24 protein-coding genes and 3 pseudogenes are annotated in these 25,604 nt (G+C 43.0%); 6 read left to right on the top strand and 21 right to left on the bottom strand.

Translation table 11 applies throughout. The features are described 5' to 3' along the window. Positions 1 to 46: 46 nt before the first annotated feature. From L1D55_RS11395 to L1D55_RS11380, 4 genes are all read right to left on the bottom strand, one after another. A complete protein-coding gene (locus L1D55_RS11395) occupies positions 47 to 235 on the bottom strand; it encodes an AlpA family transcriptional regulator (RefSeq protein ID WP_239917561.1) in 189 nt (62 codons plus the stop codon). Between the two features lie 73 nt (positions 236 to 308). Then, on the bottom strand, positions 309 to 908 hold the full coding sequence (locus L1D55_RS11390) for an inovirus Gp2 family protein (RefSeq protein WP_239917506.1): 600 nt from the start codon (positions 906 to 908) through the stop codon (positions 309 to 311). Between the two features lie 54 nt (positions 909 to 962). Beyond that, the gene (locus L1D55_RS11385; RefSeq protein ID WP_239917505.1) at positions 963 to 1,640 is read right to left on the bottom strand and encodes an inovirus Gp2 family protein; all 678 of its coding nucleotides are present in this window, start codon (positions 1,638 to 1,640) and stop codon (positions 963 to 965) included. Positions 1,641 to 1,699: 59 nt separating this feature from the next. Next, positions 1,700 to 2,377: an inovirus Gp2 family protein gene (locus L1D55_RS11380; RefSeq protein WP_239917504.1), complete on the bottom strand. Its 678-nt coding sequence runs from the start codon at positions 2,375 to 2,377 to the stop codon at positions 1,700 to 1,702. 530 nt (positions 2,378 to 2,907) lie between these two features. Here L1D55_RS11380 and L1D55_RS11375 point away from each other — a divergent pair. After that, positions 2,908 to 3,786, top strand: a complete 879-nt coding sequence (locus L1D55_RS11375) for a MarR family transcriptional regulator (protein WP_239917503.1) — start codon at positions 2,908 to 2,910, stop codon at positions 3,784 to 3,786. A gap of 90 nt (positions 3,787 to 3,876) precedes the next feature. Here the strand turns inward: L1D55_RS11375 and L1D55_RS11370 are convergent, their stop codons facing one another. The 3 genes from L1D55_RS11370 to L1D55_RS11360 all read right to left on the bottom strand — a co-directional run bounded on the left by L1D55_RS11370 (position 3,877) and on the right by L1D55_RS11360 (position 7,285). Then, complete coding sequence (locus tag L1D55_RS11370; RefSeq protein WP_239917502.1) at positions 3,877 to 5,079, bottom strand: integrase arm-type DNA-binding domain-containing protein; 1,203 nt, start codon at positions 5,077 to 5,079, stop codon at positions 3,877 to 3,879. Positions 5,080 to 5,295: 216 nt separating this feature from the next. Beyond that, on the bottom strand, positions 5,296 to 6,942 hold the full coding sequence (gene groL, locus L1D55_RS11365) for a chaperonin GroEL (RefSeq protein ID WP_239917501.1): 1,647 nt from the start codon (positions 6,940 to 6,942) through the stop codon (positions 5,296 to 5,298). A 52-nt stretch (positions 6,943 to 6,994) separates the two neighbouring features. Further along, positions 6,995 to 7,285, bottom strand: a complete 291-nt coding sequence (locus L1D55_RS11360; protein WP_004741353.1) for a co-chaperone GroES — start codon at positions 7,283 to 7,285, stop codon at positions 6,995 to 6,997. Positions 7,286 to 7,835: 550 nt separating this feature from the next. Between L1D55_RS11360 and L1D55_RS11355 the strand changes: the two genes are divergently transcribed. Then, positions 7,836 to 9,179, top strand: a complete 1,344-nt coding sequence (locus L1D55_RS11355) for an MATE family efflux transporter (protein ID WP_239917500.1) — start codon at positions 7,836 to 7,838, stop codon at positions 9,177 to 9,179. 150 nt (positions 9,180 to 9,329) lie between these two features. Continuing rightward, positions 9,330 to 9,812, top strand: a complete 483-nt coding sequence (locus L1D55_RS11350) for a methylated-DNA--[protein]-cysteine S-methyltransferase (protein WP_239917499.1) — start codon at positions 9,330 to 9,332, stop codon at positions 9,810 to 9,812. A gap of 69 nt (positions 9,813 to 9,881) precedes the next feature. Here the strand turns inward: L1D55_RS11350 and L1D55_RS11345 are convergent, their stop codons facing one another. From L1D55_RS11345 to L1D55_RS11310, 8 genes and pseudogenes are all read right to left on the bottom strand, one after another. Further along, a complete protein-coding gene (locus tag L1D55_RS11345) occupies positions 9,882 to 10,151 on the bottom strand; it encodes a Txe/YoeB family addiction module toxin (RefSeq protein WP_016768960.1) in 270 nt (89 codons plus the stop codon). Further along, the gene (locus L1D55_RS11340; RefSeq protein ID WP_005483180.1) at positions 10,144 to 10,398 is read right to left on the bottom strand and encodes a type II toxin-antitoxin system prevent-host-death family antitoxin; all 255 of its coding nucleotides are present in this window, start codon (positions 10,396 to 10,398) and stop codon (positions 10,144 to 10,146) included. Before L1D55_RS11340 ends, L1D55_RS11345 begins: the two co-directional genes overlap by 8 nt. Positions 10,399 to 10,528: 130 nt before the next feature. Then, positions 10,529 to 10,852 (bottom strand): nucleotidyltransferase domain-containing protein, encoded by a 324-nt coding sequence (locus L1D55_RS11335; RefSeq protein WP_239917498.1) that lies wholly within the window; start codon positions 10,850 to 10,852, stop codon positions 10,529 to 10,531. Further along, a pseudogene (locus L1D55_RS11330) lies at positions 10,842 to 11,105 on the bottom strand (nucleotidyltransferase substrate binding protein); the annotation flags it as partial. The pseudogene L1D55_RS11330 and the gene L1D55_RS11335, both read right to left, overlap by 11 nt. 30 nt (positions 11,106 to 11,135) lie before the next feature. Then, positions 11,136 to 11,348, bottom strand: a pseudogene (locus L1D55_RS11325) (IS3 family transposase); the annotation flags it as partial. Then, positions 11,344 to 12,800: pseudogene (locus tag L1D55_RS11320) on the bottom strand (IS3 family transposase). The pseudogenes L1D55_RS11320 and L1D55_RS11325, both read right to left, overlap by 5 nt. A 237-nt stretch (positions 12,801 to 13,037) precedes the next feature. Continuing rightward, entirely contained in the window at positions 13,038 to 13,304 is a 267-nt protein-coding gene (locus L1D55_RS11315) for a transporter substrate-binding domain-containing protein (RefSeq protein ID WP_239917497.1), read from the bottom strand. Positions 13,305 to 13,632: 328 nt separating this feature from the next. Further along, positions 13,633 to 14,607, bottom strand: a complete 975-nt coding sequence (locus L1D55_RS11310) for a DUF2860 family protein (RefSeq protein WP_239917496.1) — start codon at positions 14,605 to 14,607, stop codon at positions 13,633 to 13,635. Positions 14,608 to 14,815: 208 nt separating this feature from the next. Here L1D55_RS11310 and L1D55_RS11305 point away from each other — a divergent pair, with 208 nt between their 5' ends. Continuing rightward, a complete protein-coding gene (locus L1D55_RS11305) occupies positions 14,816 to 15,901 on the top strand; it encodes an efflux RND transporter periplasmic adaptor subunit (protein ID WP_239917495.1) in 1,086 nt (361 codons plus the stop codon). 2 nt (positions 15,902 to 15,903) lie between these two features. Next, positions 15,904 to 18,984, top strand: coding sequence for an efflux RND transporter permease subunit (locus L1D55_RS11300; protein ID WP_239917494.1), 3,081 nt, complete (start codon positions 15,904 to 15,906; stop codon positions 18,982 to 18,984). A gap of 387 nt (positions 18,985 to 19,371) precedes the next feature. Here the strand turns inward: L1D55_RS11300 and L1D55_RS11295 are convergent, their stop codons facing one another. The 4 genes from L1D55_RS11295 to L1D55_RS11280 all read right to left on the bottom strand — a co-directional run bounded on the left by L1D55_RS11295 (position 19,372) and on the right by L1D55_RS11280 (position 22,374). After that, the gene (locus tag L1D55_RS11295; RefSeq protein WP_239917493.1) at positions 19,372 to 19,710 is read right to left on the bottom strand and encodes a cytosolic protein; all 339 of its coding nucleotides are present in this window, start codon (positions 19,708 to 19,710) and stop codon (positions 19,372 to 19,374) included. 239 nt (positions 19,711 to 19,949) lie between these two features. Then, complete coding sequence (locus L1D55_RS11290) at positions 19,950 to 20,255, bottom strand: cytosolic protein (protein ID WP_239917492.1); 306 nt, start codon at positions 20,253 to 20,255, stop codon at positions 19,950 to 19,952. Between the two features lie 213 nt (positions 20,256 to 20,468). Continuing rightward, on the bottom strand, positions 20,469 to 21,482 hold the full coding sequence (locus L1D55_RS11285; protein WP_239917491.1) for a manganese-dependent inorganic pyrophosphatase: 1,014 nt from the start codon (positions 21,480 to 21,482) through the stop codon (positions 20,469 to 20,471). A 439-nt stretch (positions 21,483 to 21,921) separates the two neighbouring features. Beyond that, positions 21,922 to 22,374, bottom strand: coding sequence for a septal ring lytic transglycosylase RlpA family protein (locus L1D55_RS11280; protein WP_239917490.1), 453 nt, complete (start codon positions 22,372 to 22,374; stop codon positions 21,922 to 21,924). Between the two features lie 715 nt (positions 22,375 to 23,089). On the opposite strand from L1D55_RS11280, the gene L1D55_RS11275 reads away from it, so the two are divergent. Further along, the gene (locus L1D55_RS11275; protein ID WP_239917489.1) at positions 23,090 to 24,070 is read left to right on the top strand and encodes a 4Fe-4S binding protein; all 981 of its coding nucleotides are present in this window, start codon (positions 23,090 to 23,092) and stop codon (positions 24,068 to 24,070) included. Between the two features lie 139 nt (positions 24,071 to 24,209). On the opposite strand, the gene L1D55_RS11270 is transcribed toward L1D55_RS11275, so the two are convergent. Both L1D55_RS11270 and L1D55_RS11265 read right to left on the bottom strand, forming a co-directional pair. Continuing rightward, the gene (locus tag L1D55_RS11270) at positions 24,210 to 24,701 is read right to left on the bottom strand and encodes a VOC family protein (protein ID WP_102300459.1); all 492 of its coding nucleotides are present in this window, start codon (positions 24,699 to 24,701) and stop codon (positions 24,210 to 24,212) included. A gap of 344 nt (positions 24,702 to 25,045) precedes the next feature. Beyond that, positions 25,046 to 25,537 carry a VOC family protein gene (locus L1D55_RS11265; protein WP_063522279.1) on the bottom strand — a complete coding sequence of 164 codons (492 nt, stop codon included), beginning with the start codon at positions 25,535 to 25,537 and terminating at the stop codon, positions 25,046 to 25,048. Positions 25,538 to 25,604 lie beyond the last annotated feature (67 nt).

The following is a 25,604-nucleotide window of genomic DNA, read 5'->3' as shown; positions in this document are numbered from 1 at the left end:
CGTGGGCTCCCTGTTGATGTGGTAGGTGTGTGTTCTGCTACTTGGATTAGTCTTGGCTATCTCGTAGTGCTAGACGTTGCTCCATCCATTCTTCGATTTCACTTTCTACCCAAGCCACTGCCCTTCCTCCCAATGGAATGGTTTTAGGAAAAGCTTCTTCATCCATAAACTTGTAGATGGTTGAACGACTTAACCCTGTCGCTGCGATTACATCATTTAATCTTAAGAACCTCATTATCATTGGGAATTATCTCCTGCTTTGTATATACCCATGAGATAAGCCGCCAATGTAAAAAAGTGCAGTCGGTCTACTCTGAACTAGAGCCAAAGAAGTAACGCTGCTCTTTCCATGCTTCAGCAAGACTGCTCATGCGATGAAAAACCGTGCGTTTGATGTTCGTGTCCTGCTCCCTACAGCGTGTCCCCAAGCCATAGTTGCCTCGGTCATTGAGAAATACCAATGAACGCGATTTGCCGCTGTAGTGCTTCTCTATCGCTTCTTGCCAAGCCTCTTTAAGGTGCTCAACCAATTCGTTGCGTTTTTCCCAGCAAATAGCGGGGCCAAAATGCTGGCTATAGTCAGTAAACAGCATCACGCGATAGTTGTGGGACGGCACCTTGTCCTCTCGCTTACGCCATACATAGAACACAGAGTCCGTCTCAAGCTTTTCTTTAAGCAGCGTAAAGTAATCGTTAATGATGCTGAGGTCGGTATCTTGATGGTCTTCTGGTAGAAACAAATCTAGACGTGTGGCCAAAGCCGCGTCAAACTCATCCATTGCTTGTTCAAAGACTTCCGTCATTCGGGTTAAGGCCGATTCGTATAACCCCTTGTCACTGAAAAATACGGGGTAGTCGTTGAACGTTTTTGAATGGGTAATGTTGGGAAGGTTAGTGTTGTTTGACATAAGTAATTCCTCTGAGTCTGTTAATGGCATAGGTATTACTCGCGCTGTATTTTTTTAAGGTGAGTCGTGACTGCAACCAAAGCTCTTGTTGCGGTGATCGTTCTGGTTGGCAATGGGCTTCGCGAGACGACTGATTCGATAGAAGAACTCGTTTAACTGTAACGGGAACACTTCAGCGTCTGACAACAGCTCAAAACCTTCATTCGTAGGAGAGTAGGCTAATCCAGAGCATGATTGGCTGTAATTAGCTTCAACCACCCTATCCCATGTTTTCCTCACTTTTTTGTAGAGAAAACGCCCCCAACCCTCTCGACCAGTGCCTAAGTTTTGAAAGAGCTCCCTATCAAATAGCAAGATAAGATAATGGTGCTGGCTGGTGGAATCACTCGCCTTCCTCCAGATATAGCGAATGACCGTTTGTGGGTTTTGATAAGTTCTACCTGTGTATTTGTCCTTACAGAGTTCGTTAGTCTCCGATTCTAAAATACGAAAGAAATGGGCAAACACTGCTAGGTAATCTCCCTCGAAGTCACTCGGTAGGTTTAGGTTGATGTGAACAGCATAGATTCTTGGGTATTGGTTTAGTGTTTCAGTCAGCACTCGGTCTATCTCCTTCAGGTATTCGAGGACAAGACCACCCTCAAAATAGTAGAGTGGTTTCCCATTGAAAGTTCGGTCATGAGTGATAGTGAGGTGGTTAGGCGTAAGAGCTACATTGAGTTGATTAAGCATTCTAGTTCCTGTGGTTTGTTGTTAATCCCACAGGAACTGTAACTACCGTTATTTTTTAGCTACTTGTGGCTATGACCGAAATTGCGTCTACCGTTACCAAAGTGCTTCGTGCTCTCTTTCGCTAGATAGCTAATGTGCTTAAAGAACTCGTCAAACGCATCGTCAAAGTCTTCTGAGTTACTATTCAAGCGGTGAATGACCACGCTGTCGCTATTCCTTCTCTTTGAAAAATGAACCAACCCATTGGCTTCTTCGTAGTCAACACCAGCCACCCTAGCCCATGCCTCTACGATAAAGGAACCCAAGTTCTCCTGTTGCGCTTGGGTTTTCCCTAACCAGTTAAATCTATCTTTGTTGAACATGAGTACTAGGTGATAGTGGTCGTTTATCGAGCTAGAACGTTCTCTAACCCAAACATTCCTAACCTTGCAGGGATGCACTCTACTCCCTTCTCTTTTCTTTCGTTTCCCCGAGTGATCAATTTGTGACTGTAATGAGCGTAGAAAGTCAGTCATGACATTACCGCTCTTTTCGTTTTTCCTTAGCTTGGGAAACCTCAAATCCACACGAATAGCCATTAGCCTAGGATACTCGTCTAATGCGAGATCAACCGTATCGTACATTTTTTCTAAGTAGTCGATGTAGAGTGGACCGTGCTCGGTCTGGATAGGTCTACCCAAAAAGGTTGGCTTGGTGGTGAGTCTGAGGTTTTTGTTTTTTCGAGAACGTACATTCATTCCTATCTACTCCTGTGTTGAGGTTCATAGATAGGCCTGTGTCGTTATTTTTAATTGTGTACTGCGAGTCACTAGGGGTGACTCAGGGATATGTGATGATGTAGTCGCGTACTAGGTATGGTAGATGTTTAGTTATTAACGTAATAATACTAACCAGACAGACAAAGCAGAAAACCACTAAATGTAGACTTCCAGCTCGCCTGCAAGAGCAAATGCTAGTTAACCACCAACGCCTAAGCACTGAACTATAGAAAATCGATATTCGCTTCCCACTCTCGAACCCAAGTAAGTTACAAGTTAGATGACAATCCGCTGATCTAATTAATGAAGATAGAGCGTGATAGTAAATACGACTTCAACAACAATCCATTATATCGAAACGCCCCAACGTATCCTCACTCATTACCAAAAACCACGCTTTATACGTATTTAACCCTAGAACTTGCTCACATAAAAAGTGACAACATTATTTGCTTTTATTATATTAATCATCGGATTACATTAACTTTAGAGTTTAAGAAAGTAAAAACATGACACATACTGACAAAGATGAAATCAATTCATCAGAAGCACCAACCTTGAAAGAAACACCAACACTCGATCCGAAAGCTAACATGGAAATCATCAATTTTATTAACTCTTACGATGTTAAAGGGAACTGTTACCTTTACCATGAAGGAGAAGAAAAACTGGTTCCGACACTTCTTCGGTCAGATGATAGAAAGAGGATTAGCTTAATGAAAGAGCTAGAAGAAGCTCGAACCATAAGGCAACTCCATAAGACTCGCCTATTCAAAGATCACCCATTTCTAAAAAAACAAAGGCGGATTATTCTGCTACCGTATTCTTCCATTTCAAAAAGCTATATGCCGACGAGCCACTATTCCGAGAGAGATATTAATCGAACAAACATCATCAACACCTTTTGGAAAAGCAAACTCGAACTGCATTATGATGCTGCGGAAGCATCGATTCTGGTTTGCTCGTTTTTAGCCAAAAATATTGATCGCAATACCCACGGTTTAGGGATAAGCCAAAGCAAGATTGCGATCATATTAGGAATGAGTGTTCGACGAGTATCAGATACTTTAAAACGACTTGAGCAATTCGGTTATGTGATACGACACAAAGAAAAAGCCACACGAGGGAAGTTAAGTCTTGGTACTTTTATACAGGTAACAGAGGCTTTTTCGTCACAATTTTTTGCCCCCCAAAAGCCCACGGGAGAATCAAAGGAAAAGCAAAAACAAAGTTCTGAGCACCAATCGCAGGAGCTCCCTGAGAAACGTTATTTTCGATTTTTGAAAAGTTTGAGCGATCTACGGCTTGATCTAAAGAATTTCATCGTGAATAGCGAGGAACCAATACCTCCTGTCGTTTTACAGCAGATTTTTAAGGTTTTAGAATAATACTCATCTCTGAAAATTTAACATAAAGATAACCGTCATAAGTAGGGGCAAACTCGATAGTATTGCCCTCCTGCACTGACTCAATCACAGCTAGTGCTCATCTGACAAAATATCTAAATAATCAGCCCATTCCTGCATTAGTTTGGTTCTTTCTGCCAAGTAAAGCGAGCGATTATATGCTCTTGACGTTGCCGTTCCCGTCAAATGAGCAAGTTGTGTTTCGATCACCTCTGAGTTCCAACCTTTCTCATGTAAAAGAGTTGAGGCTGTACTTCTAAAACCATGTGCTGACATTACGTCTGCAGGATACCCTAACTCTCGTAGACGGTTCGTTAATATATTCTTACTCATCGGTTTATTACTATCTCTTTGATTAGGAAAAACAAGAGGTGAATAACCCGTCACTAATTTAACATTTCTCAACTGCTCTACCACTTGTCGTGACATAGGCACTAGATGCTCACGATTACGCTTCATTTCTTCCGCAGGGATCCTGATGAGACTATCCTCAAAATCGATATATTCCCACTTTAGGTTTCTTATTTCCGTTGGTCTTAAAAAGACTCTAGGTATGAGTCTAAGAGCTTCTACCGTACAGTAGTTCCCTGATTGATTCGTATCAATATCTTTAATCAACTGTCCTAGTTCGCTGGGTTTAACAATTGCAGCTCTATGCTGAACTTTCGGTAACGGCTTCAATATATCACCAAGCGGCAGACCTTGAGCAGGGTTACTTCGTATCAATCGATGACCTAATGCGTATCCAAATACCCTATTAATAACAGCTAGTATATTCGGAGCTTTTTTGGGGGTACCAGCCGCCTCAATTGCCAACATAAGATCAGTAATATGTCTTGTATCAATTTCATCTATATGTAGTTGACAGATACTTTTTGAGTCAATAACTATCCATCGCCTAACTCGGGCAGCATGATCTTCTGACCAAGAGTCCTTTTGTTGCTCCCACCACTTCAGAGCAATTGTAGAAAACAGCTTATTTTTATCTTCCCCTTTACTACGCTTCCTCTCTCTGCGTTCATCCATAGGATTGATACCATGAACCAAAGATGCCCTTGCTTCTTCTGCTAATTTTCGGGCTTGTTTTAAGGGTACCGAGGGGTATTTACCAAGAGCCATCTCTTGGTACTTCGATGAGTACCTAAAACGGAATCTCCATAGTTTAGAACCGTTATTTTTTATCAATAAAAACAATCCATTACCATCAGACTTTTTTATTTGAGATTTATCTTCAGGACATGATAAATGCTTAATTTCCTGTACTGTCAATGGCATTTTTGCTCCAATTAGGGGTATCAAATGAGGGGTACCACTAAAACATACCACTATTTTGGGGAGATGGAAAACACGTGGTACCCCTCATCAGTCCCATTATTTTTAAAGAACCAGTCATATCTCAATGGACTTTAATAGACAACAAAACACCAAAAAGCCCCGTAAGTACTGGGCTTACGGGGCTTTACTGGACTTTACTGGATTAAGTCTGGACGTTTACATCATACCGCCCATGCCACCCATACCGCCCATGCCACCCATATCAGGCATAGCAGGAGCTGCTTCTTGAGGCTTGTCTGTCACCATCGCTTCTGTTGTGATCATAAGACCAGCAACTGATGCCGCGAATTGTAGTGCAGAGCGAGTCACCTTAGTTGGATCTAGGATACCCATAGCGATCATATCGCCGTATTCGCCTGTCGCAGCGTTATAACCGTAGTTACCTTCGCCAGCGCGAACATTATTAGCAACAACAGACTCTTCGTCACCTGCGTTCTTAGTAATTTGACGGATAGGCGCTTCCATTGCACGTAATGCAACACGGATACCAACGTTTTGCTCTTCGTTGTCGCCTTCAATGTTAGCCACTTTAGATGCAGCACGGATAAGTGCAACACCACCACCAGCAACCACACCTTCTTCAACTGCAGCGCGAGTTGCGTGAAGTGCATCTTCTACGCGGTCTTTCTTCTCTTTCATCTCAACTTCAGTCGCAGCACCAACTTTGATTACTGCAACACCGCCAGCTAGCTTAGCTACGCGCTCTTGAAGTTTTTCTTTGTCGTAGTCAGACGTTGCATCTTCGATCTGTTGACGGATTTGAGAAACGCGACCTTGGATCATCGCTTCTTCACCCGCGCCATCGATGATGGTTGAGTTTTCTTTAGTGATAGTCACGCGTTTAGCTTGACCTAGGTCTTCTAGTGTTACTTTCTCTAGGTCTAGACCGACCTCTTCAGAGATAACTGTACCGCCAGTTAGGATAGCGATGTCTTGTAGCATTGCTTTACGACGGTCGCCGAAACCAGGTGCTTTAACAGCAGCAACTTTCACGATACCACGCATGTTGTTCACAACTAGAGTTGCAAGCGCTTCGCCTTCTACATCTTCAGCGATGATTAGAAGTGGACGAGATGCCTTAGCAACCGCTTCTAGAGTCGGAAGAAGTTCACGGATGTTTGAAACTTTCTTGTCGATAAGAAGGATGAATGGGCTTTCTAGATCAACTGAACCCGCTTCTTGATTGTTGATGAAGTAAGGAGATAGGTAACCGCGGTCAAACTGCATACCTTCAACTACGTCTAGCTCATCTTGTAGAGCCTGACCCTCTTCAACTGTGATAACGCCATCACGACCTACTTTTTCCATCGCTTCAGCAATGATGTTACCTACTGTCGCGTCAGAGTTTGCAGAGATAGTACCTACTTGTGCGATAGCTTTAGTATCTGCACATGGAACAGAAAGGCCTTTTAGCTCTTCAACAGCAGCCGTTACTGCTTTGTCGATACCGCGCTTAAGATCCATAGGGTTCATGCCAGCTGCAACCGCTTTTAGGCCTTCAGTGATGATAGCTTGAGCTAGAACTGTAGCTGTAGTCGTACCGTCGCCCGCTGCGTCGTTCGCTTGCGAAGCCACTTCTTTAACCATTTGCGCGCCCATGTTTTGGAACTTGTCTTCAAGTTCGATTTCACGTGCAACAGAAACACCATCTTTAGTGATCGTTGGTGCGCCAAATGATTTGTCTAGAACAACGTTACGGCCTTTAGGACCTAGCGTTACTTTTACTGCGTCAGCCAGAACGTTTACACCTTCTAGCATTTTAATACGTGCGTCGTTACCAAATTTAACGTCTTTAGCAGCCATCTTTATTTCCTTTAAATTCTTTACTCAGTCAGTTCAGTTTGTATAGCGCGGATTACTCAACGATCGCCATAATGTCGTTTTCAGACATGATCAGAACTTCTTTACCGTCGATCTTTTCTGACTTAGTGCCGTAGCCTTCAGCAAAGATAACAGTGTCGCCAACTTTAACGTCCAATGGTTGTACTGAACCGTTTTCTAGAATGCGGCCTTTGCCCACAGCTAGAATTACGCCGCGAGTTGACTTTTCAGCGGCAGAACCAGTTAGAACGATGCCACCAGCAGATTTAGATTCAACTTCTTGGCGCTCAACGATAACTCGGTCGTGTAGAGGACGGATATTCATCGGTCGTATCTCCTGATAATTTCCATTTAATTTGATAGTTGCCACGATTGGCATGGGGTTAAAGAGTATGTTGGGGCGAAGTGAAAGATCCCAAGGGGTTAAAGGGAAAAATTGTGATCTTGGTAGAGCAGATACGAGTAAACGGGATACGAGATGCGAAAAGCAAAAACACACCTGCGAATGGTCCTGTGTAACTGTCAGGGATAAAACAAAAGAAGGCTGCATATCTTTTCTCCGCTTTTAGCTCCTCGATACTCGTTACCCGCATCTGCTCTTGAAACTTATCCCGTCATTCCAGAACTGAGGAACGAAGTGTCTGGAATCTCAAACAACGCGTGGATAACTAGATAGTCGCCAGAGATTCCCTACTGCGCTCGTGCCTCGCTATAGGGAATGACGAAGATTAACCTCATTACTCATAAACCTCAGATATATTTTCTTAAAGCTCTTCGCATCTCGTTCACTCGAATCTCTCATCTGCTTTTAGCTTTTCTTCCCTTCCCGCCCGCATCTGTTTATCCTACGCTTTTAGATTCTATCGGCGTTTTGCATGCAAGATAAGCACGGGCTATTAACCGCTCCTATTGAGAGTACATTGCGTACCATGACCATACCGACCATATTCGGTATGGTGGCGATCTTGATGTTTAACCTCGTCGATACCTTCTTTATCTCATTACTGGGCACACAAGCCCTTGCAGCGGTGAGCTTCACCTTCCCTATCACCTTTGCCACCAACTGCATCACCATGGGCATCGGTGTCGGGCTTTCCACCTGTATTGGGCGCTTACTAGGCCAAGGTTGCGCCCAAAATGCGGCTCGCTTTACTTGCCACGGTTTACTGCTTGCTGTGCTGCTTGTTGGTTTTGCATCAACACTGGGGCTTATAACGCTAGAGCCTATGTTTACTCTGTTAGGTGCTGAACCTGAGTTACTGCCACTGATATCTGAATACATGTCAGTCTGGTACTTAGCGATACCTCTGCTTGTGATACCTATGGCAGGCAACAGCGCGATACGTGCGAGTGGCGATACCAAAACACCCGCCAAAATCATGATGCTGGCCGGCCTTATTAACGGCATTCTCGACCCACTGCTGATCTTCGGTTATGGGCCTTTCCCTGAGCTAGGGATTCAAGGCGCAGCCATTGCTAGCGGATTCAGTTGGTTTGGTGCCTTGTGTGGCTCACTGTATGTATTAACCATACGAGAAAAACTGCTTGCTCCGCCCAAACTAAAAAACCTCATCGATGACTGGAAACAGATCTTAACCATTGGCACACCCGCAGCCCTTTCCAATGCCCTCAATCCACTTGCTGGCGCCATTATCATGATGATGTTAGCCAAACAAGGAACCGAAGCCGTGGCGGCTTACGGAGCTGCCCAGCGTATTGAATCGATTCTTATCATTGTGTTGATGTCTCTGACCTCTGCCCTTACGCCTTTCATGGCGCAGAACTTTGGCGCAAACAACCCACAACGCAGCTTTAAGGCACTGTTTCTCAGTATGCGTTTTGCCGTGATGTTCCAAGGTTTGATTTTCTTAATGATGGTGCCATTGAGCATCCCATTAGCCGCCCTATTTTCTCAAGAAGAGTCAGTACGAGGCATCTTGTGGCATTACCTGTTAGTTGTCCCATTTAGCTATGGCTTCCAAGGTATTGTAATGATGCTGATTAGTGCGATGAATGCGATGCATCAACCACTCAAAGCCTTTCAGTGGAGCTTCATGCGCCTGTTTGTATTTACTCTTCCATTCGCTTGGATAGGTAGCCAGATTGATGGCGTCGAAGGGTTGTTTATCGGCTTAGCCTTAGGGAACATCATGGGCGGTATTTCAGGGTATTGCTTTGCGCTTCGTGTAAGGGCTAAAGCAGATGAGAAATACGAGTAGCGGGATGCGAAGAGCCTAAAAAAGCAGAGGCGGGATGCGGGTATCGAGATACGAAGAGCCTAAAAAGCAGATGCGAGATTCGGGTATCGAGATGCGAAGAGCTTGAAAAGCAGGTACGAGATACTAAAGACTAGAAAGAAGGAAGATGACATGGAAGACAGTACTTACAAAATGTTCTATGACGCACCGATTGGCAAGATGATCATTGTGAGTAATGGTGTGTCGCTTATTGAAATTGACCATGTAAATCATGAAGAGCTAATGACTAGCAATCCAGATGAGCTTTGCCAACTGGCGACGAAACAGTTAGATGAATACTTCGCAGGCAAACGTACAAGCTTTGATTTGCCTTTAAAGCCACAAGGTACTGATTTTCAGCTCAAAGCATGGACGGCTTTAACAACCATTCCTTATGGCGAAACCATCAGCTACGGCGAACAAGCAAAGAGAATGGAAAACCCAAAAGCCGTAAGAGCGGTGGGTGGTGCGAACGGCAAGAACCCATTTAGTATTGTTGTACCCTGCCATAGAGTCATCGGCGCAAATGGAACATTAACTGGCTACACCGGCGGCATGAACCGCAAAGAGTGGTTGTTGGATTTTGAGCGTTCGGTTGTAGATAGAACACAATAAACCTTAACTCGCTAGATCAACAATATAAAGCCTCGCCATCAGGAAGCACCATTATCATCAGACAACATATTAGTAGTGGTAACGACACGAAATTATAGTTATCGCTTGATCATCGACTGCATAGACAAGCCTATTGGTATCGTCAATGCGACGAGACCAAAACCCAGACAAGTTCTCTTTTAACGGTTCTGGCTTACCAATGCCATCAAATGAAGAACGCTTCACATCATTAATAAGTTTGTTGACACGCTTTAACGTCTTCTTGTCTTGAGTCTGCCAATACAGGTAGTCGTCCCAAGCGTCATCTGTCCACGATAGTAAACGTTGACGACTACTCATCAATCAGCTCTCGGGCTGTTGTTTTTCCAGCACGATACTGTGCTATGGAGCGATTTAAATGCTCAACGTTTTGAGGTGAACGAAGTAAGTGAACGGTCTCCATAAGGCTGTTGTAGTAGTCTAAAGACATAACTACAGCATCTTCAGAATCACGACGTGTAATGACTGTTGTATCAGCATCATTAACAACACCGTCCAAAACAGCTTTGAGACCATTTCTAGCTTCAGTAAAAGATACGATTCTCATAAGAAACCCCATATGTACAGTTCATGGAACAAGTATAGTCCCCTTGCGCCCACTTGTACAATTAAACGAACATGTAGTACTAACTAGGGCAACGAAAAAATACATAGTTGACTTGTATTTTTCTCCTCGGTTACTTTAGTTTAATTCCATAGGTGTCAATATGTGCAAGTAGCTCACTTGATGTAATTCTATGCTTAATGAGCAAGTCAACCTTGAAGGGAAGTGACGATTGTTCTAAACGATCTTGCAAGCCTGCGACGACACTTAACGAAATACCGTGCCCCTCGATAACAATATCGATGTCGGAGTTATCTTTATAAGTTCCAAGGGCTCTAGAACCGAATACCCAGGCATGAATGACTGCGGCATTATTCAAAACAATATCCTCAATCAACTGATACTGATGAGGCTTAAGGCCGACAGAGTCTGGGTTAACCAAATAACTATCGATCACATTTAACCTCTTGTTCGCATTTACTCTCTTGATCACATTTAAGCCTTAAATAGAGTGTGACTTGCCCTATCACTGGTGAAAATGACTCTACGATCAGTGACTGAGCTTCAAGGACATTTTCCTCATCATAGGTGTGAGACAATAACTTTCGTTTTATTAGTGCTTCAAGCATGATCTCACACTGCTCCAAAGATAGGTGCTTAGCTTCTAAGGCTGTACGAAAAACGCTCCTCGGCGAAGCCACATCAAACCCTGATCTGCTCCAGCCAGACTGGACACTTCATTAAGCGACATTTTGTTGTTCAAAGTTAACTGGGCTTAGATACCCAAGAGCACTGTGCCTTCTCGTTCGATTATAATCAACCTCTATGTACTCGAAGATCGTTTGGCGCATCTGCTCTCTCGTCATAATCGGCTCATATTGGATCGCTTCCACTTTCATAGAATGGAAGAAACTCTCAACACAAGCATTGTCCCAGCAGTTTCCTTTCCTACTCANCGAAGATCGTTTGGCGCATCTGCTCTCTCGTCATAATCGGCTCATATTGGATCGCTTCCACTTTCATAGAATGGAAGAAACTCTCAACACAAGCATTGTCCCAGCAGTTTCCTTTCCTACTCATACTTTGCTTGAGATTATAAGCAGTTATGAGATCTCGATAATCCTTTGAGCAGTACTGACTACCTCGATCACTATGAACGATAACCTGCTCGGGGAATCCGCGACGGAACAACGCCATTGATAGCGYATCACAGACCAGCGTAGCCGTCATTCTGGTATCCATAGACCATCCAATTACTTGTCTTGAGTAAACCGCCAAGTACAGCCAGCCTTCGCTTGTGGCTATATAGGTGATGTCTCCAGCCCATTTTTCATTCGGAGCCGATGCGCTAAAGTTCTGAGCCAACAGGTTTGGAGCAACAGGCATTTGATGCTTGCTGTCCGTAGTGCACTTAAACTTGCGTGCAGCTTTCGGCGTTAAATCTTGACGCTTCATACTGGCAGCAATGGTTTTAACATTGTAGTTATCACCGCTCTCAGACAGTTCTTTTTGGATACGCNGAGATTATAAGCAGTTATGAGATCTCGATAATCCTTTGAGCAGTACTGACTACCTCGATCACTATGAACGATAACCTGCTCGGGGAATCCGCGACGGAACAACGCCATTGATAGCGCATCACAGACCAGCGTAGCCGTCATTCTGGTATCCATAGACCATCCAATTACTTGTCTTGAGTAAAGGTCAATAATTACCGCCAAGTACAGCCAGCCTTCGCTTGTGGCTATATAGGTGATGTCTCCAGCCCATTTTTCATTCGGAGCCGATGCGCTAAAGTTCTGARCCAACAGGTTTGGAGCAACAGGCATTTGATGCTTGCTGTCCGTAGTGCACTTAAACTTGCGTGCAGCTTTCGGCGTTAAATCTTGACGCTTCATACTGGCAGCAATGGTTTTAACATTGTAGTTATCACCGCTCTCAGACAGTTCTTTTTGGATACGCCTTGAGCCATCTCGACCTTTGCTGTTGTCGAAAGCTTCTTTGACCTTTGTATCAAGTTTTTGGCGAATTGCCTCGTGTTGGATGGCCTTATGGCGATGTTTAACCCAGTAATAAAACCCACTTCGGGATACCCCGAACACCTTAGCCATACGCACAATACTGAAGCTCAGCAGGTGTTCGAGCATAAATTCATAGAAATTTACTTTAGATTTTTCGCGAAGTAGGTAGCGGCCTTTTTTACAATTTCTAGCTCTTCNGGCTAGTTCTTGCTCTCGCTGACTAGTACTGGTGTCTTTCTTCGAGTTCTTTCGCCACCCGTAGATTTGAGATTCATGTAAAGAAAGCTGTCTTGCTGTCGCAGCTACTCCCACTTTATCTGCTAACTTCAGGGCTTCTGCTTTAAATTCAGGGGAATGTTTAATTCTAGTTTTCTTAGTTGTCATTGTTCACCTCGTTAGTGATTGTACTCACTTAACTCAGTGTCCAAAACTGCTGGGGCGGATCATCCATCTTTTATCATTTCACTTATCACTTGGTCATATTTTAAGGCATGACTTTTGTTCACTGAGTTGAAGGCCAGATAAAGATTTGTTGAGTCAACTAATGGATCCAACATTTTTATCTGTACACCTATTTTTTCTGACAAAGAGCTGGCACTGTATACATCAAGAAGCACATAGTCATATCGTCAATAGCATAAGCTCATCAGTGGTTGTGGGTTCTTTTATCCAGCCATCAAAATCCCGAATTGATTTCGTATAGTCATACCCCCTAACTACACCGATAACCTTACCGCGAAGCATTTCCCAGGAAAAATCATTTTGAGGGAAGTCACTCCTGACATAAATGGCTAAGGCATAATGTGCGGTTGGATTTTTTCCAGTAATAAAAGGTTGTAGAGAGGCATTATCAATGACTGCGTCATACCTACCCATTTTCACGTACATAAGACAACGAGCCCATGGGACTTCGTCTGCGGTCCAACTGATGTCTAGTCGCTAAAAAGCTTCGGTATACACCTCATAGGATAAACCACCCACAATTTTTCCGTTATCTGCCAGGGTATAGGGAGGCCAGGCAACACCACAAAACTTGAGTTCTTTTGCATTAAGGTATAACGGAAGCAAGAATATCAAGAAGGTGAAAGCACGCATAAATAGGAGCATGGTACGCTGTTTTATATGGGGAACCGTAATTGGTATAGCTCTGTTTCGGAAGTAGTGCTTATACAACCCTCGCGTGAGGGTTGTATACTGTGAGATCGAGTTAGGATAACTAAAACTTAATCGTAGACCCTACACCTGCTATCGCTTCTGTTACCTCGTAAAACTCAATGTTAGAGGTGGTTTGGTCGTAGCCCAGGATTGCGTTAAAAGCTAAATTGTCCAAGCCAGCTAATCCGTGAGACTCGTAGGCTACAAATAGCCCCATTTGTTTATCTTCTTGTGTTTTATTAAAGATTGGATTTTCTGAATCGTACTCAAATGAACTGTATGTTGCAGATAGCGCTAAAGCGTGTCTGGCGAAAGCAACCTTATAAGCTAATTCCACACCTAATTGGCGATTTGACATTGCATCACCGTCTGCAGAGAAATCTTTATAGACGATTGAAGGTTCGAATATCGATGTTGGTGATAAATGTCCTGCAAAACTGAGTTTAGAATAGAGCCCATTCCCTTTTCGGTCGAGTAGTTGAGCGGCTGAACTACCATAAGTGCTTCCTGACAACTCCTCATCTAAATCGACAGTATAGTAGGCTACATCTAGTGAAAAAGGGGTACTAAAGACATTGTTATACTTAATCCTATAAGCGTCGCTGGATACATCAATAACTTTACGATCTTGATTTAATAGGTAGGGATCGGCAAACGTCTCTCCGGCTAACGACGGAAGATAGGAAAATGCCATACTAGATTGACTTCCGACTTCTACTTTATAGCCAAGCTCAAGAGCGAAGTCGCCTACAGCGATATCTTCTCGTGAAGTACCTACAAAGATTTGATGATATTGGCCACGACCGAAGGTAAATCGAAGTTGACCTAATGGTGCGGCAAGAAATTCGGTTTCAGACTGCCCCACCGTGTTTGCAGACCCCGTTTTCCTTTGATTGTTTGTATTAAAGTTTGATTTTTCGTAGGTTGCCCCTAGTAGTGCGGTCAACTCACCGCTTAATCCCGGAGACTCATCAATACGAGCTACGGCTGAAAATGAAACGGACAATACAATAGCTGAGTAAGCAAGTGTTTTCATAGACTTCCTTTATGGTTACATGTTATTTACCTGCATACTGTAATTTGATGTTATCGGCACAAGCGATAACATATGTTAATGCTTTGTCAGTCTGTTATCCTAGCCATGTACATTTCTCGATGAGCTAAATTGATAACATATGTTATCGTTTTAAATACGATCCCCATAATAAGCTAGAGTTCTTTCCTGACCAGACCCAGAGAGAACTATGCAACCTTTCAAATTATCATCTGCTGCTCTATTAACGGCTGTACTCTTATCAGCTTGTACTGATTCATCAGCAAATAAGTACCAGCCCCCGGAGCCTCTAGCTGTCGAAGTGAAACAAGCTTCAATGAGCGACAGCTACAACGTAGTAAGAGAGTACGTAGGTACAGTTCAGGCAAACCAGAAAGCAAATCTCGGGTTTGAGCTATCCGGAAAAGTTTCTCAAATCATGGTAGACATTGGTGAAGAAGTTCAGGCTGGGCAGGCTCTGATCACTCTTGATACCCAGTTATTGAAAACTGAGCAGAAGCAGTTGGAAGCTCAATTACACGAAATAAAGGCTCAACTGAAACTCACTGACGCCAACCTTGCCAGACAACGTTCACTGCGAAAAAAGGGATTCAGTTCGGAGGCTGACATCGATGCTTTAAGCAGCCAAAAAGAATCCCATGAGGCCAATATAGAGCGTATACACTCTTCGATTAACGCAAATCGATTAAAGCAGGAAAAATCTGTCATAAAAGCACCATACTCAGGAATTATTAACGACAGGTTCGTCTCTTTAGGGGATGTTGTGTCAGTAGGTGCGCCTACATTAGCGCTATTGTCTTCTGGGAACAAAGAAGCGGTGATTGGTGTTTATAAAGGTGATGCAAAAGACATCATCAAGAAAGGCAATTTTTCCATTAGTGTGGATGATGACACTTTCTCAGCAGCACTTATTTCTCATCCATCAAACATTGACTTGAACTCAAGAAACGTAAGGTTACGTTTTTCTCTTGAAGGTGGAGCTGAAGTGCTGGATGGAGAACTTGCCCGTTTGTCCTATCAAAAAACATTCTCTGAAACGGGTTACTGGCTACCAAATACAGCACTGATCGATGGCATAAGAGGTACATGGAATATCTATGTTATCTCTGAAAGTGAAGGCCATAAAGTAGTCGAAAGCCGTTCAGTTCAAGTGATTTACTCAGACAGCCACCGTGTCTATGTGCAGGGTGCCTTAGCGAGCGGTGACGAAGTCATCGTAACTGGATTACACAAAGTGGTACCAGGGCAGTCTGTCAAAGTGATACAGGAGAGATAATTATGGGTTACGCAAGCATTATCTCTAACTCTCGACTGATGGTTCTGGCCGTTGCATTTTTAATAGTCAGTGGTTTCTCAGCGTATTCATCGTTGCCTAGAGCCGAAGATCCATCGATCGTTAACCGCAGTGCCACAATTAAAACCATCTACCCAGGTGCCAGCGCAAATCGTGTTGAAGCTTTGGTCACTGAGATTATTGAAAATAAGCTCAGAGAAATTAATGAAATAATAGAAATAACCTCCACTTCAAGGCTCGGCGTGTCGGTTGTTGTTATTGAGGTAGACGAGAACATCACCGATACGGCGCCCGTATGGACTGAAGTCAGGGATAAGTTATCCGATGTAGAGGTTGATCTTCCGAAAGAAGCACTTTCACCTGATCTGGACAGCGATGGTGGAGATTCGTTTACAACTATCTTTTCATTATCCTGGCAGGGGCAAGGTGAACCTGATTTACTTGTGCTAGGACGATATTCGAATGAACTTGCTAAACGTCTTAGAATTCTGCCGGGTACTGCATTAGTGGAAGAATTTGGACTTCTGGACGAAGAAATCGTTGTTAGTATGAACACTAACGATGCAGTGGCAGCTGGTTTATCTGCAAGTAAACTTGCATCTGCGATTGAAGGTGCTGACGTGAAGGGCTCAGCAGGAGAGCTCGTAAACAACAGTACTCGTTTTGGTCTGGAGCTCTCTTCTGGGTTAGATTCAATTGAGCGTATTAAGCAGGTTCCTATCGCAGTAGATGAATCTGGTAGCACTATAAGAGTCAGTGATGTTGCTACCGTTTCTCGCGCAGCGAAAACTCCCTATTCAGAGCTTGCTCTGGTCGATGGTAAACCCGGTGTCATGGTTGCGGCAAGAATGCAGTCTGAGCTGCGAGTCGATCAATGGTCTCCTGAAGCCTTGAGAGTTCTGGAAGAACTAAAGCATGAGCTACCCGCGAATATTGATGCACACATAATCTTTACCCAGCAACCTTATACTGAAGCCAGACTATTCGATCTGGGTAATAGTTTGCTTATAGGCTTAAGCTTAGTGTTGATCGTGCTTTTGTTTACATTGGGTATTCGTGCGGCCTGCATTATCGCCTTGGCATTGCCTCTGACAATGCTATTCACTTTGACTCTAATGAAGTATCTTGGGATAGCCATCGATCAGATGTCAGTCACTGGTTTTATTGTCGCGCTAGGTATTATGGTCGATAACGCCGTGGTCATGGTAGATACCATACAGACTAACCGACTTAACGGTAAAGGAAGAATTGAGTCTGCAATACTCGCTATCAAGCACCTATGGGTACCTCTACTAGGTTCGACATTAACGACAGTATTAGCGTTTGCGCCTATATTTCTGATGCCAGGTTCAATTGGTGAGTTTGTAGGATCGATAGCACTAACAGTATCTTTCTCGCTGGTAGGCTCGTACATCATTTCGCACAGTATCATTGCCTCGCTATCGAGTGTTTTTCTTCCAGACAGTCAAACCTCTTCTGCCTGGTATCACTCTGGGATCACTATTCCGGTGCTGAGTAAATGGTTTTCTCGTTCGGTTGCACTTGCTATTCGCTATCCTTATTTAGCGATAACACTTGTCGTATCAGTGCCCCTGTTTGGGTACTGGAGCAGTACACAGTTGACAGAACAGTTTTTCCCGCCTGCCGACAGAGATATGTTCGAGGTGCACGTTTATTTGCCGTCACAGGCAAGCATCTATGCAACGAAAGACACCACAGAAATTATTCACAAACTTATTGCAGAAGAATCAAACGTTGAACAAGTGAACTGGTTAATTGGATCGGCTTTCCCTTCCTTTTATTACAACATGGTGCCGCCTGCACATAACGCCCCGTTTTTCTCGCATGCGATGGTAAAAACAACAGACTTTAAATCCGCAAACGAACTAATACCAAGACTTCAGGTTAAGCTGAATGATATGGTGCCTGAGGCTCAAATACTGGTGCGTAAACTTGAACAAGGTCCTCCATTTGGTGCACCTGTTGAGTTAAGAGTTTATGGCCGAAATGTAGAAACATTAAAAAGTATCGGAAAAGACATCAGATTGATGCTGTCGAAGATCCCTCATGTCACTCATACGCGAGAGAGCCTGACTCTAGGTGTACCTCAATTTATGGTGAATGTAGATGAAGAAGCGATACAGATGAATGCGTTGAATCTGACTGATTTTGCGGGACTACTGCAATCTTCTCTGGTTGGACGTGAAAGTGGTAGCATTATCGAAGATACAGAATCTATCCCTGTGCGCGTGAAAGTGTTGGATGAAGACCGTGAAAACTACAACGACTTAAATAAGCTTAGGTTCCCGACAACGTCCAAGAACTCAAATCTTGGCATGTCGGTCATGGATTTATCTCAGTTGGAACTTGTTCCGGGAAGTGGGGGTATCACTCGAAGAGACGGATTGAGAGTGAATACGATTGAAGGCTATATCGAAGCAGGCATACTGCCACAAGTTGTGTTAGATGAGTTTAAACTGGCACTTGAGCAATATCAGTTTCCAGCTGGCTATAAAGTAGAATTTGGTGGTGAAGCAGCGGAAAGGGACGACTCTGTAAACCAGCTGGTTAGCAATGTTTCCGTAGTTTTGGTGCTGATGATATTAGTGGTTGTACTGTCATTTAACTCATTCCGCCTCAGCTCAGTTATTTTTATTGTTGCAGGTTTAGCGGCTGGGTTAGGTATTTTGTCGGTTTGGTTCTTTGGCTATCCATTTGGCTTTACGGTCATCATAGCATTGCTTGGTGTGGTCGGCTTAGCAATCAACGCGGCTATCGTAATTATCAGTGAATTGAGCGCATGTCCGGCAGCAAGCAGAGGTGAGCCAGACGCCATTCTAGCGGCGGTTATGAGCTGTACCCGACACATCACATCTACAACGATAACAACAATCGGTGGCTTTATACCTTTGATATTAGCTGGCGGAGGGTTCTGGCCTCCATTTGCGATTGCTATTGCAGGCGGTACAGCATTAACAACGTTATTATCGTTTTACTTTGTTCCACCAGTGTTTAAGTTGCTGACTAAGATGCCTATTAAGATCAAAGCTCTTAGTTGTGAGTAATTGGTGTGTAAAGTACTTCCCGAAGCTTAAATGCTTCGGGAGCCTATTCTTGAATAAAGTTTGAATCTGCGATAATTGTCTAGCTGAGTTTGAACAGCCTAGATTATTTTCTCAAGGGGCACATTCAATTTGTTAATAACCTAAAACTCACTAGAAGAAGCTTTGCTTTGTATCTATAAATTTTGCATGAAATAAATCTGATCAAAGTCCCTAGATATGGAAGGTTATGTCCATTTCGTTCATGGGTGGTACTTTTACAAAGGGCCTCGTTCTGAGTTTTTCAGTACTAAAACTTATCCGGTGGGTAGATGTAGGCGGGAGCGCCCAACTCGGTTTTGTCCAATTTCGTGTTACAAGCTTGAAATATCAAATTTGTATGAAAAATTTCTAATTTATTCGAGTGATAAAGGTTTGATTGTCATCTAAAAAAGCCACATAACAATTAGAATAGATAAATATTCTACCACGCCCTTCAACTAGGCAAGCAAGTTGAGGGTTTAGGTCTTCTTCGTTATTCGGTCTTTTGAATGTGCCAGTATCGGTGATTACGCCATCGAGTGTAGGTAAATATCCATAGGCACGTTTAGCTTGGTCAATCAGACTTAACTTACAGCTAACAGAGAAGCAAGAGGGAATCGTCCCCGCCTCTTCGATAAATAGAGGTTTTAGTTCCTCGAAGGCGGTGATCACCAACCAGTCAATACCGTTTACATAATGGATAAACATAAATTTTCTCGATAAGTCTTAAATAAAGATTGTATCACTCTACGACCAAAAAGGAATGTAATAGAAATTAGCTTAAGTGAATAAATAATCATTTTATGAGTTGAAGCATTAAATGATTATTACTCTGTGAATAAGGTAGTTAAGTTTTCAGGTGTCATTTTATTCTAATCGAACATGTTTAATGTAATTTAGGTAAGGGCCACTTCTGGTTTCAAAACAAAAGGTGAAATTGACAAGATTTACATGTGATAGGTCACATTCGCAGAATAGATAAACACTCGACCACGCCCTTCAACTAAGCAGGCAAGCTGTGGATTCAAGTCTTCTTCATTATCCGGGCTTTGAAAAGTGCCGGTATCGGTGATAACACCGCGAAGTGGAGGTAAGTATCCATAAGCGCGCTTGGCTTGATCAATCAGGCTCCATTCGCTAGCGACAGAGAAGCAGCGAGGAATCCTGCCTGCATCTTCGATAAACATAGTTTTCAGTTCTTCAAAAGCGGTAATAACCAGCCAGTCGATGTCATTAACTTGATGGATAAACATAGAGTTTCTCGGTAATTCTGATGCGGGGATTCTATCACTATCTGAGGCTGAGCGGAGTAGAAATTGAGTTCTCACAGGGGCACTCGGTGCCTTTCCATCGTTCTATTATAAATACGCTCTTTTCGCGGCTAAATTGGAGCCCTGAAACGAAGGGGTTGGTATCTCTACCAACCCCACTAAGCTGTGACTTAATAAAAGAACGAACCTTACTCTCTACAAGCTCTCAATTGCCTTTTGCACCGCAGGACCAATCTGGCGTTTACGAGAAGTAACACCTTCCAAAGTTAGCATGTCGCTAGTTGGTTTAGCATTGAAAGCCGATTTAATGACTTGATAATCGCTTTCATCTACCCACAGTAGATTTGCTTCTTTGTTCTTAGTGTCTGTGATTGAGAAAAACAAATGGTCTAAACCGTTCTCTTCTTTGTATGACTTCATCGCTGCCAAAAGCTCGTCTTTACGGTCAATCAATTGTTGAGCCGTTAGCGTTTCAGCAACGCCAATACCCACCTGCTTGCCACCGTAGTTAAAGTTCTTGTAGTCCAAAGTCAGAATGGTTTCCGACGAAAGGTGGCTAAGGTCAGATTTAGCAATCAGCATCTGTTGACCGAAATCTTCGATATCTGAAATACCAGCAATTTTCGCCAACTTGCCTGCATATTCACGATCATGTTCAGTCGTGGTTGCAGATTGGAAGACCACAGTGTCAGAAAGAATCGCACCCAAGCCAACACAAGCAAGGTGTTTAGGTAAGCTCACATCAAGCTTTTCAGCGTTGTCAGCCAGTACCGTTGCTGCAGAGCCCCAACCTCGAATATCCATCTCAACAATTTGCGGGGTATTGATTGGAGAGCCGCCAATCGCATGGTGATCGACCACAGCCACAATGGATGCTTGGTCGATGGTTGGCGCTAGCTGAGTCACTTGGTTGAAGTCCACCAGCCCTACTCGATACGAAGAGTAATCTGTCTCTACGCGAGGTGACTCCGCATTACAGTAGTTCAAGATAAACGTAGATTCAGGGTTGATAGGCTCAGGCACTGTCGCCGTACCACCATAAATATGAGCCGCGAGCATTGCAGACATCACTGTGTCGCTGTCTGGACTAAGGTGCCCTGTCCATACGAGATCTTCACTGTTTTCATTGGCAGATTGTTGCAGGCTAAAAGCAAAACTTGCTGAACTGAAAGACATGATTACGGCAGCAACGACAGGTGTTAGCTTCACGGTTATTTCCTTATTTAGGTTCGTTTTAGAACCCCATACGCTAGCCCTCAAAAATTTCAGAACCGTGTCAGCTATGTTTCAGATTTACTTCAAGGAGTAACGAAATGTAATGCTCGCTGGGCTTTCACTGTTAATCCATCATAAATCAATTTGGATTAGGTCAGCTTTTCATTATTTCATGATGAATTTGAATGAAAACTAGTGAAGTAATATTTAACCTACTAATTCTATGAGGCATTGAGCTCTCAATTCAAACACTAATAATTAGATAATCTTATTAAAAACCGATAATAGAAGGCATCAAAAAAGGCTGCAAAAGCAGCCTTTAGTTATTGAATAGCAATGTGCCTCTAAACCTTTAATCGTCAGTGTTTACCCCACCCCTTTCTGTAATCGATAAGGAAGCAAAGATGCAGACTAAAGGGATATTCGGAGGGGATTAATGTTTGTACCTAAAGGTATTACTGTCATCAACAATCTCGATTCTGACAGGAACTGTGCCTTGCTTAACGTTGCCGATTTTTGCAAATGCTTTGTGTGAAAGGTCGATCACTCGGCCTTTTACGTATGGGCCTCGGTCGTTAATTTTAACTTCGACAGACTTATTATTGGTAGTGTTAGTCACTCTCACGATCGTGCCAAAGGCTAAGGTTTTATGCGCTGCCGTGTAAGCATTCATATTATACGTCTCACCACTTGCAGTGAGCTTTCCATGGAACTTGTCACCATACCAAGAAGCTTTACCAGTCAAAGCATGTGACTTGGCATATTCCTTTGTTTTAGAACTGCCGACCGCCGACGTTGAGGTGCATCCGGCTAATATCATGAGAATAAGAGCGGTAAAGATGATATGTAGTTTTTTCATGTAACTTGGGTGCGCTAATTTGTGCATTTTTCTCTGTTTTCGTTGTGTTTTGGTTCGCCATACAATGCTGAGTATAGTCACTGCTCAGCAAAGGCTACCATCCGGTATGAACTCACAATGTTTTCATGAAGTACACTTTCTTCCGTCATATCCATGAAAGGTTTTATCTTCAAAACGTCAACTTTAACAAAGCGTTAAATCTGCTGATTTATTAATCATTCAACGCAGACAAACCACGATTCAAAGACACTTGAAGGCAGATTAATTTACACCCTATTCTGATGTGAAGTTACTCTTCCTTCACTCTCCAAAAGCGGTTTGGCTATCAATCAACTCGGTTCAATTTATTAATAAACCCAGCTAACGTTATTAAAAATCACCCCAAATGGTTAGACGAAATATTAATGAAAATTAACTCATATCAAAGATAGATAAGTTAGCTCATTAATCGTCAGACATGCTCTTATATGCGATTTATAGTACCACTCTGTAATTAATCGGTGGCTATATGACTTTTATTGAATCCTTTACCTTAATGCTTGCATTGATTTATAGCATTTGTGTTCTCTACACTAGTGGTAAAAAGCTCGGTAGCATAATAACGTCCTGCATTCTCATCACAGCGGTACTTAGTGCAGCCTATTGGCCTTTGCTCATCGCTCTTTCATTAGCGGTGGTTGTCATCTCTTCGATTTTTTACTTTAGACCGACCATAATTACAGCTTCATCCAAGACAAATGTATTGCGTCAAGCTAGCCAACATGCGATGGCACTTTCATTATTTCTAGTAGCTATCCAGTACACCCTTCACACATGGCTGCTCGTTCATCAAGTATCTCCAAGCTTCATGCGACCTGATGTTACGGATGCTTTCTTACCTATTGCTGCGGCCATTCAACTTAAGGCTATCTTCTCTATTGGGTTTTGGGATCAAACTCATCCGGCAGGCGCTGTCATGCTCGTGACTGTGTTAGTGACAGGGATTGTTTGTAAGCGTGCCTTTTGTGGTTGGATTTGTCCGCTCGGCCTCGCTGGGGAATATCTGTATAAATTACGCTTAAAGTTCGTGAAGAAAGCATACCTACCACCGGCTTGGCTCGACTGGCCATTACGTATGATGAAGTACTTACTGTTGGCTTTCTTCACCTTTATTTCAGTAGGAATGCCTGTCGCGAGCCTGACTTATTACCTCAATGGCAATTACCATAAAATCGCAGATGTAAAAACCGCTTGGGTATTCGTTGAGCCTGGAATGATTACTCTTGGGGTTTTAGCCGTCATTCTATTGATGTCAGCATGGCGACAACGTGCTTTTTGCCGATACTTTTGCCCTTATGGCGCGCTACTTGGGATAGCAAGTCTGCTTAGCCCATTTAAGATTCGCCGAGACACCAAGCATTGTTTAAATGAGAAAGATAATCTGAATTGCAGTAAATGCACTCGCGCATGTCCTTCTAATATTATTATTCATACCGCTAAACAGATTCGAACGGATGAATGCCAAGCTTGTTTACGCTGTGTTGCTGCATGTCCAAATAAGCAAGCGCTTGGACTAAAGACACGCAATGGTTGGCAATTATCATCGAAGTATCTTCTCGTTTTAGTGCTAATGATAATGTTCGGTATTCCTCTGATGTCTTTTGCATTGGGTTATTGGCACAGTCAGACCACCAATGAGATACGCATACAGTTAATTCAAGTGATGGACTATCTCAGCTATTGATCTTGGCTCTTAAATCTAAGATCTAGGAGTGGAGCTACCACAATCACACACAGCCCAAACACAAAAAAGGATTGGTATCTCTACCAATCCTCTTTGGGGGTGTTTCGGTCTTTCTACCTTACGGAAGGCAGTAACGCGATTACTCGTAATCTGTCGCGTACGTATCTTCGTATGAGTGAGAGTAGAATTCGAATAAGTTGCCAAACGGGTCTTCTAGGTAAACCATTTGTGCTTGTTTTAGCTCGTCTTCTGGGTGGTAACGGTGAATGTCCATACGTACTTTACCGCCGAACTCTTCTACACGTTTGATAGCTGAATCAAATTGCTCTTTTGGAAGCTGTAGACAGAAGTGGAAGATACCTAGACGAGAGAAATCAACGTTATGACGCTCTTCACGGTCAACCATTTCGAATAGCTCAACACCGATACCGTCTGAAGTTACTAGGTGAGCAATGTTGAAGCCTTTGAAGCCTTCACCAAATACAGCGATACACATACGGCCGATTGCTGATTCGCGCTCTTCCATCACTTTAGTGTTGTTCATTACAACTCTTAGGCCTAGAGCTTTAGTGTAAAACTCTACTGCTTGGTCCATATCGCCAACCATGATGCCTACGTGATTCATTTTCATAACTTTCTCCAATTCTTTTTTAATTCTGTACTTTCGAAGCTCAGCTTCTGTATTTCGTTTCGATGGAGAGAGTATATGGAGATAAGTAGATTAAATAAAATTATCATAAATTATATTAATGATAATTTATTGTTATCTATTATTTCTAAAGGTCTATAGTAAACAAACATGTGCCCCAAGAACTTTTGCTTTTGGGGCACATTGATCATATGAACGATTGTTGTTCTCCTCACTAGCTTATCCATAACCCCTAACCCCAAACACAAAAAAGGATTGGTATCTCTACCAATCCTCTTCAGGGGGTGTTTCGGTTTTTCTATCTTACGACAGGTAGATGGCATCTATTACTCGTAATCAGTCGCGTACGTATCTTCGTATGAGTGAGAGTAGAATTCGAATAGGTTGCCAAACGGGTCTTCTAGGTAAACCATTTGTGCTTGTTTTAGTTCATCTTCTGGGTGGTAACGGTGAATATCCATACGTACCTTACCACCAAACTCTTCAACGCGTTTAATAGCTGAATCAAACTGCTCTTTTGGAAGCTGTAAACAGAAGTGGAAGATACCTAAACGAGAAAAATCTACTTCGTGACGTTCTTGGCGGTCAACCATTTCGAACAGCTCAACACCGATACCATCAGATGTTACTAGGTGAGCGATGTTGAAACCTTTGAAGCCTTCGCCAAATACTGCGATACACATACGGCCGATTGCTGATTCGCGCTCTTCCATCACTTTAGTGTTGTTCATTACAACTCTTAGACCTAGAGCCTTAGTGTAAAACTCTACTGCTTGGTCCATGTCGCCTACCATAATGCCTACGTGATTCATTTTCATAACTTTCTCCAATTCGTTTTTTATTCTGTGCATTTCGAAGTCTAGCTTCGTTATTTCGTTTCGATGA

The organism is Vibrio sp. Isolate22, from assembly GCF_022398115.1.
Classification (GTDB): Bacteria; Pseudomonadota; Gammaproteobacteria; order Enterobacterales; family Vibrionaceae; genus Vibrio.
Note: the sequence above shows the minus strand (reverse complement) of the source record. Positions and strands in the feature narration are given on the sequence as shown.

What these genes read in the sequence shown, in the direction of transcription:
- L1D55_RS11355 (WP_239917500.1), top strand. Translation starts at nt 7,836, where the DNA reads ATGCAAGATAAGCACGGGCTATTAACCGCTCCTATTGAGAGTACATTG.
- groL (WP_239917501.1), bottom strand. Translation starts at nt 6,942, where the DNA reads ATGGCTGCTAAAGACGTTAAATTTGGTAACGACGCACGTATTAAAATG.
- L1D55_RS11390 (WP_239917506.1), bottom strand. Translation starts at nt 908, where the DNA reads ATGTCAAACAACACTAACCTTCCCAACATTACCCATTCAAAAACGTTC.
- L1D55_RS11385 (WP_239917505.1), bottom strand. Translation starts at nt 1,640, where the DNA reads ATGCTTAATCAACTCAATGTAGCTCTTACGCCTAACCACCTCACTATC.
- L1D55_RS11395 (WP_239917561.1), bottom strand. Translation starts at nt 235, where the DNA reads ATGAGGTTCTTAAGATTAAATGATGTAATCGCAGCGACAGGGTTAAGT.
- L1D55_RS11305 (WP_239917495.1), top strand. Translation starts at nt 14,816, where the DNA reads ATGCAACCTTTCAAATTATCATCTGCTGCTCTATTAACGGCTGTACTC.
- L1D55_RS11310 (WP_239917496.1), bottom strand. Translation starts at nt 14,607, where the DNA reads ATGAAAACACTTGCTTACTCAGCTATTGTATTGTCCGTTTCATTTTCA.
- L1D55_RS11265 (WP_063522279.1), bottom strand. Translation starts at nt 25,537, where the DNA reads ATGAAAATGAATCACGTAGGCATTATGGTAGGCGACATGGACCAAGCA.
- L1D55_RS11370 (WP_239917502.1), bottom strand. Translation starts at nt 5,079, where the DNA reads ATGCCATTGACAGTACAGGAAATTAAGCATTTATCATGTCCTGAAGAT.
- L1D55_RS11345 (WP_016768960.1), bottom strand. Translation starts at nt 10,151, where the DNA reads ATGAGTAGTCGTCAACGTTTACTATCGTGGACAGATGACGCTTGGGAC.
- L1D55_RS11350 (WP_239917499.1), top strand. Translation starts at nt 9,330, where the DNA reads ATGGAAGACAGTACTTACAAAATGTTCTATGACGCACCGATTGGCAAG.
- L1D55_RS11280 (WP_239917490.1), bottom strand. Translation starts at nt 22,374, where the DNA reads ATGCACAAATTAGCGCACCCAAGTTACATGAAAAAACTACATATCATC.
- L1D55_RS11360 (WP_004741353.1), bottom strand. Translation starts at nt 7,285, where the DNA reads ATGAATATCCGTCCTCTACACGACCGAGTTATCGTTGAGCGCCAAGAA.
- L1D55_RS11290 (WP_239917492.1), bottom strand. Translation starts at nt 20,255, where the DNA reads ATGTTTATCCATCAAGTTAATGACATCGACTGGCTGGTTATTACCGCT.
- L1D55_RS11295 (WP_239917493.1), bottom strand. Translation starts at nt 19,710, where the DNA reads ATGTTTATCCATTATGTAAACGGTATTGACTGGTTGGTGATCACCGCC.
- L1D55_RS11375 (WP_239917503.1), top strand. Translation starts at nt 2,908, where the DNA reads ATGACACATACTGACAAAGATGAAATCAATTCATCAGAAGCACCAACC.
- L1D55_RS11340 (WP_005483180.1), bottom strand. Translation starts at nt 10,398, where the DNA reads ATGAGAATCGTATCTTTTACTGAAGCTAGAAATGGTCTCAAAGCTGTT.
- L1D55_RS11300 (WP_239917494.1), top strand. Translation starts at nt 15,904, where the DNA reads ATGGGTTACGCAAGCATTATCTCTAACTCTCGACTGATGGTTCTGGCC.
- L1D55_RS11270 (WP_102300459.1), bottom strand. Translation starts at nt 24,701, where the DNA reads ATGAAAATGAATCACGTAGGCATCATGGTTGGCGATATGGACCAAGCA.
- L1D55_RS11380 (WP_239917504.1), bottom strand. Translation starts at nt 2,377, where the DNA reads ATGAATGTACGTTCTCGAAAAAACAAAAACCTCAGACTCACCACCAAG.
- L1D55_RS11315 (WP_239917497.1), bottom strand. Translation starts at nt 13,304, where the DNA reads ATGTACGTGAAAATGGGTAGGTATGACGCAGTCATTGATAATGCCTCT.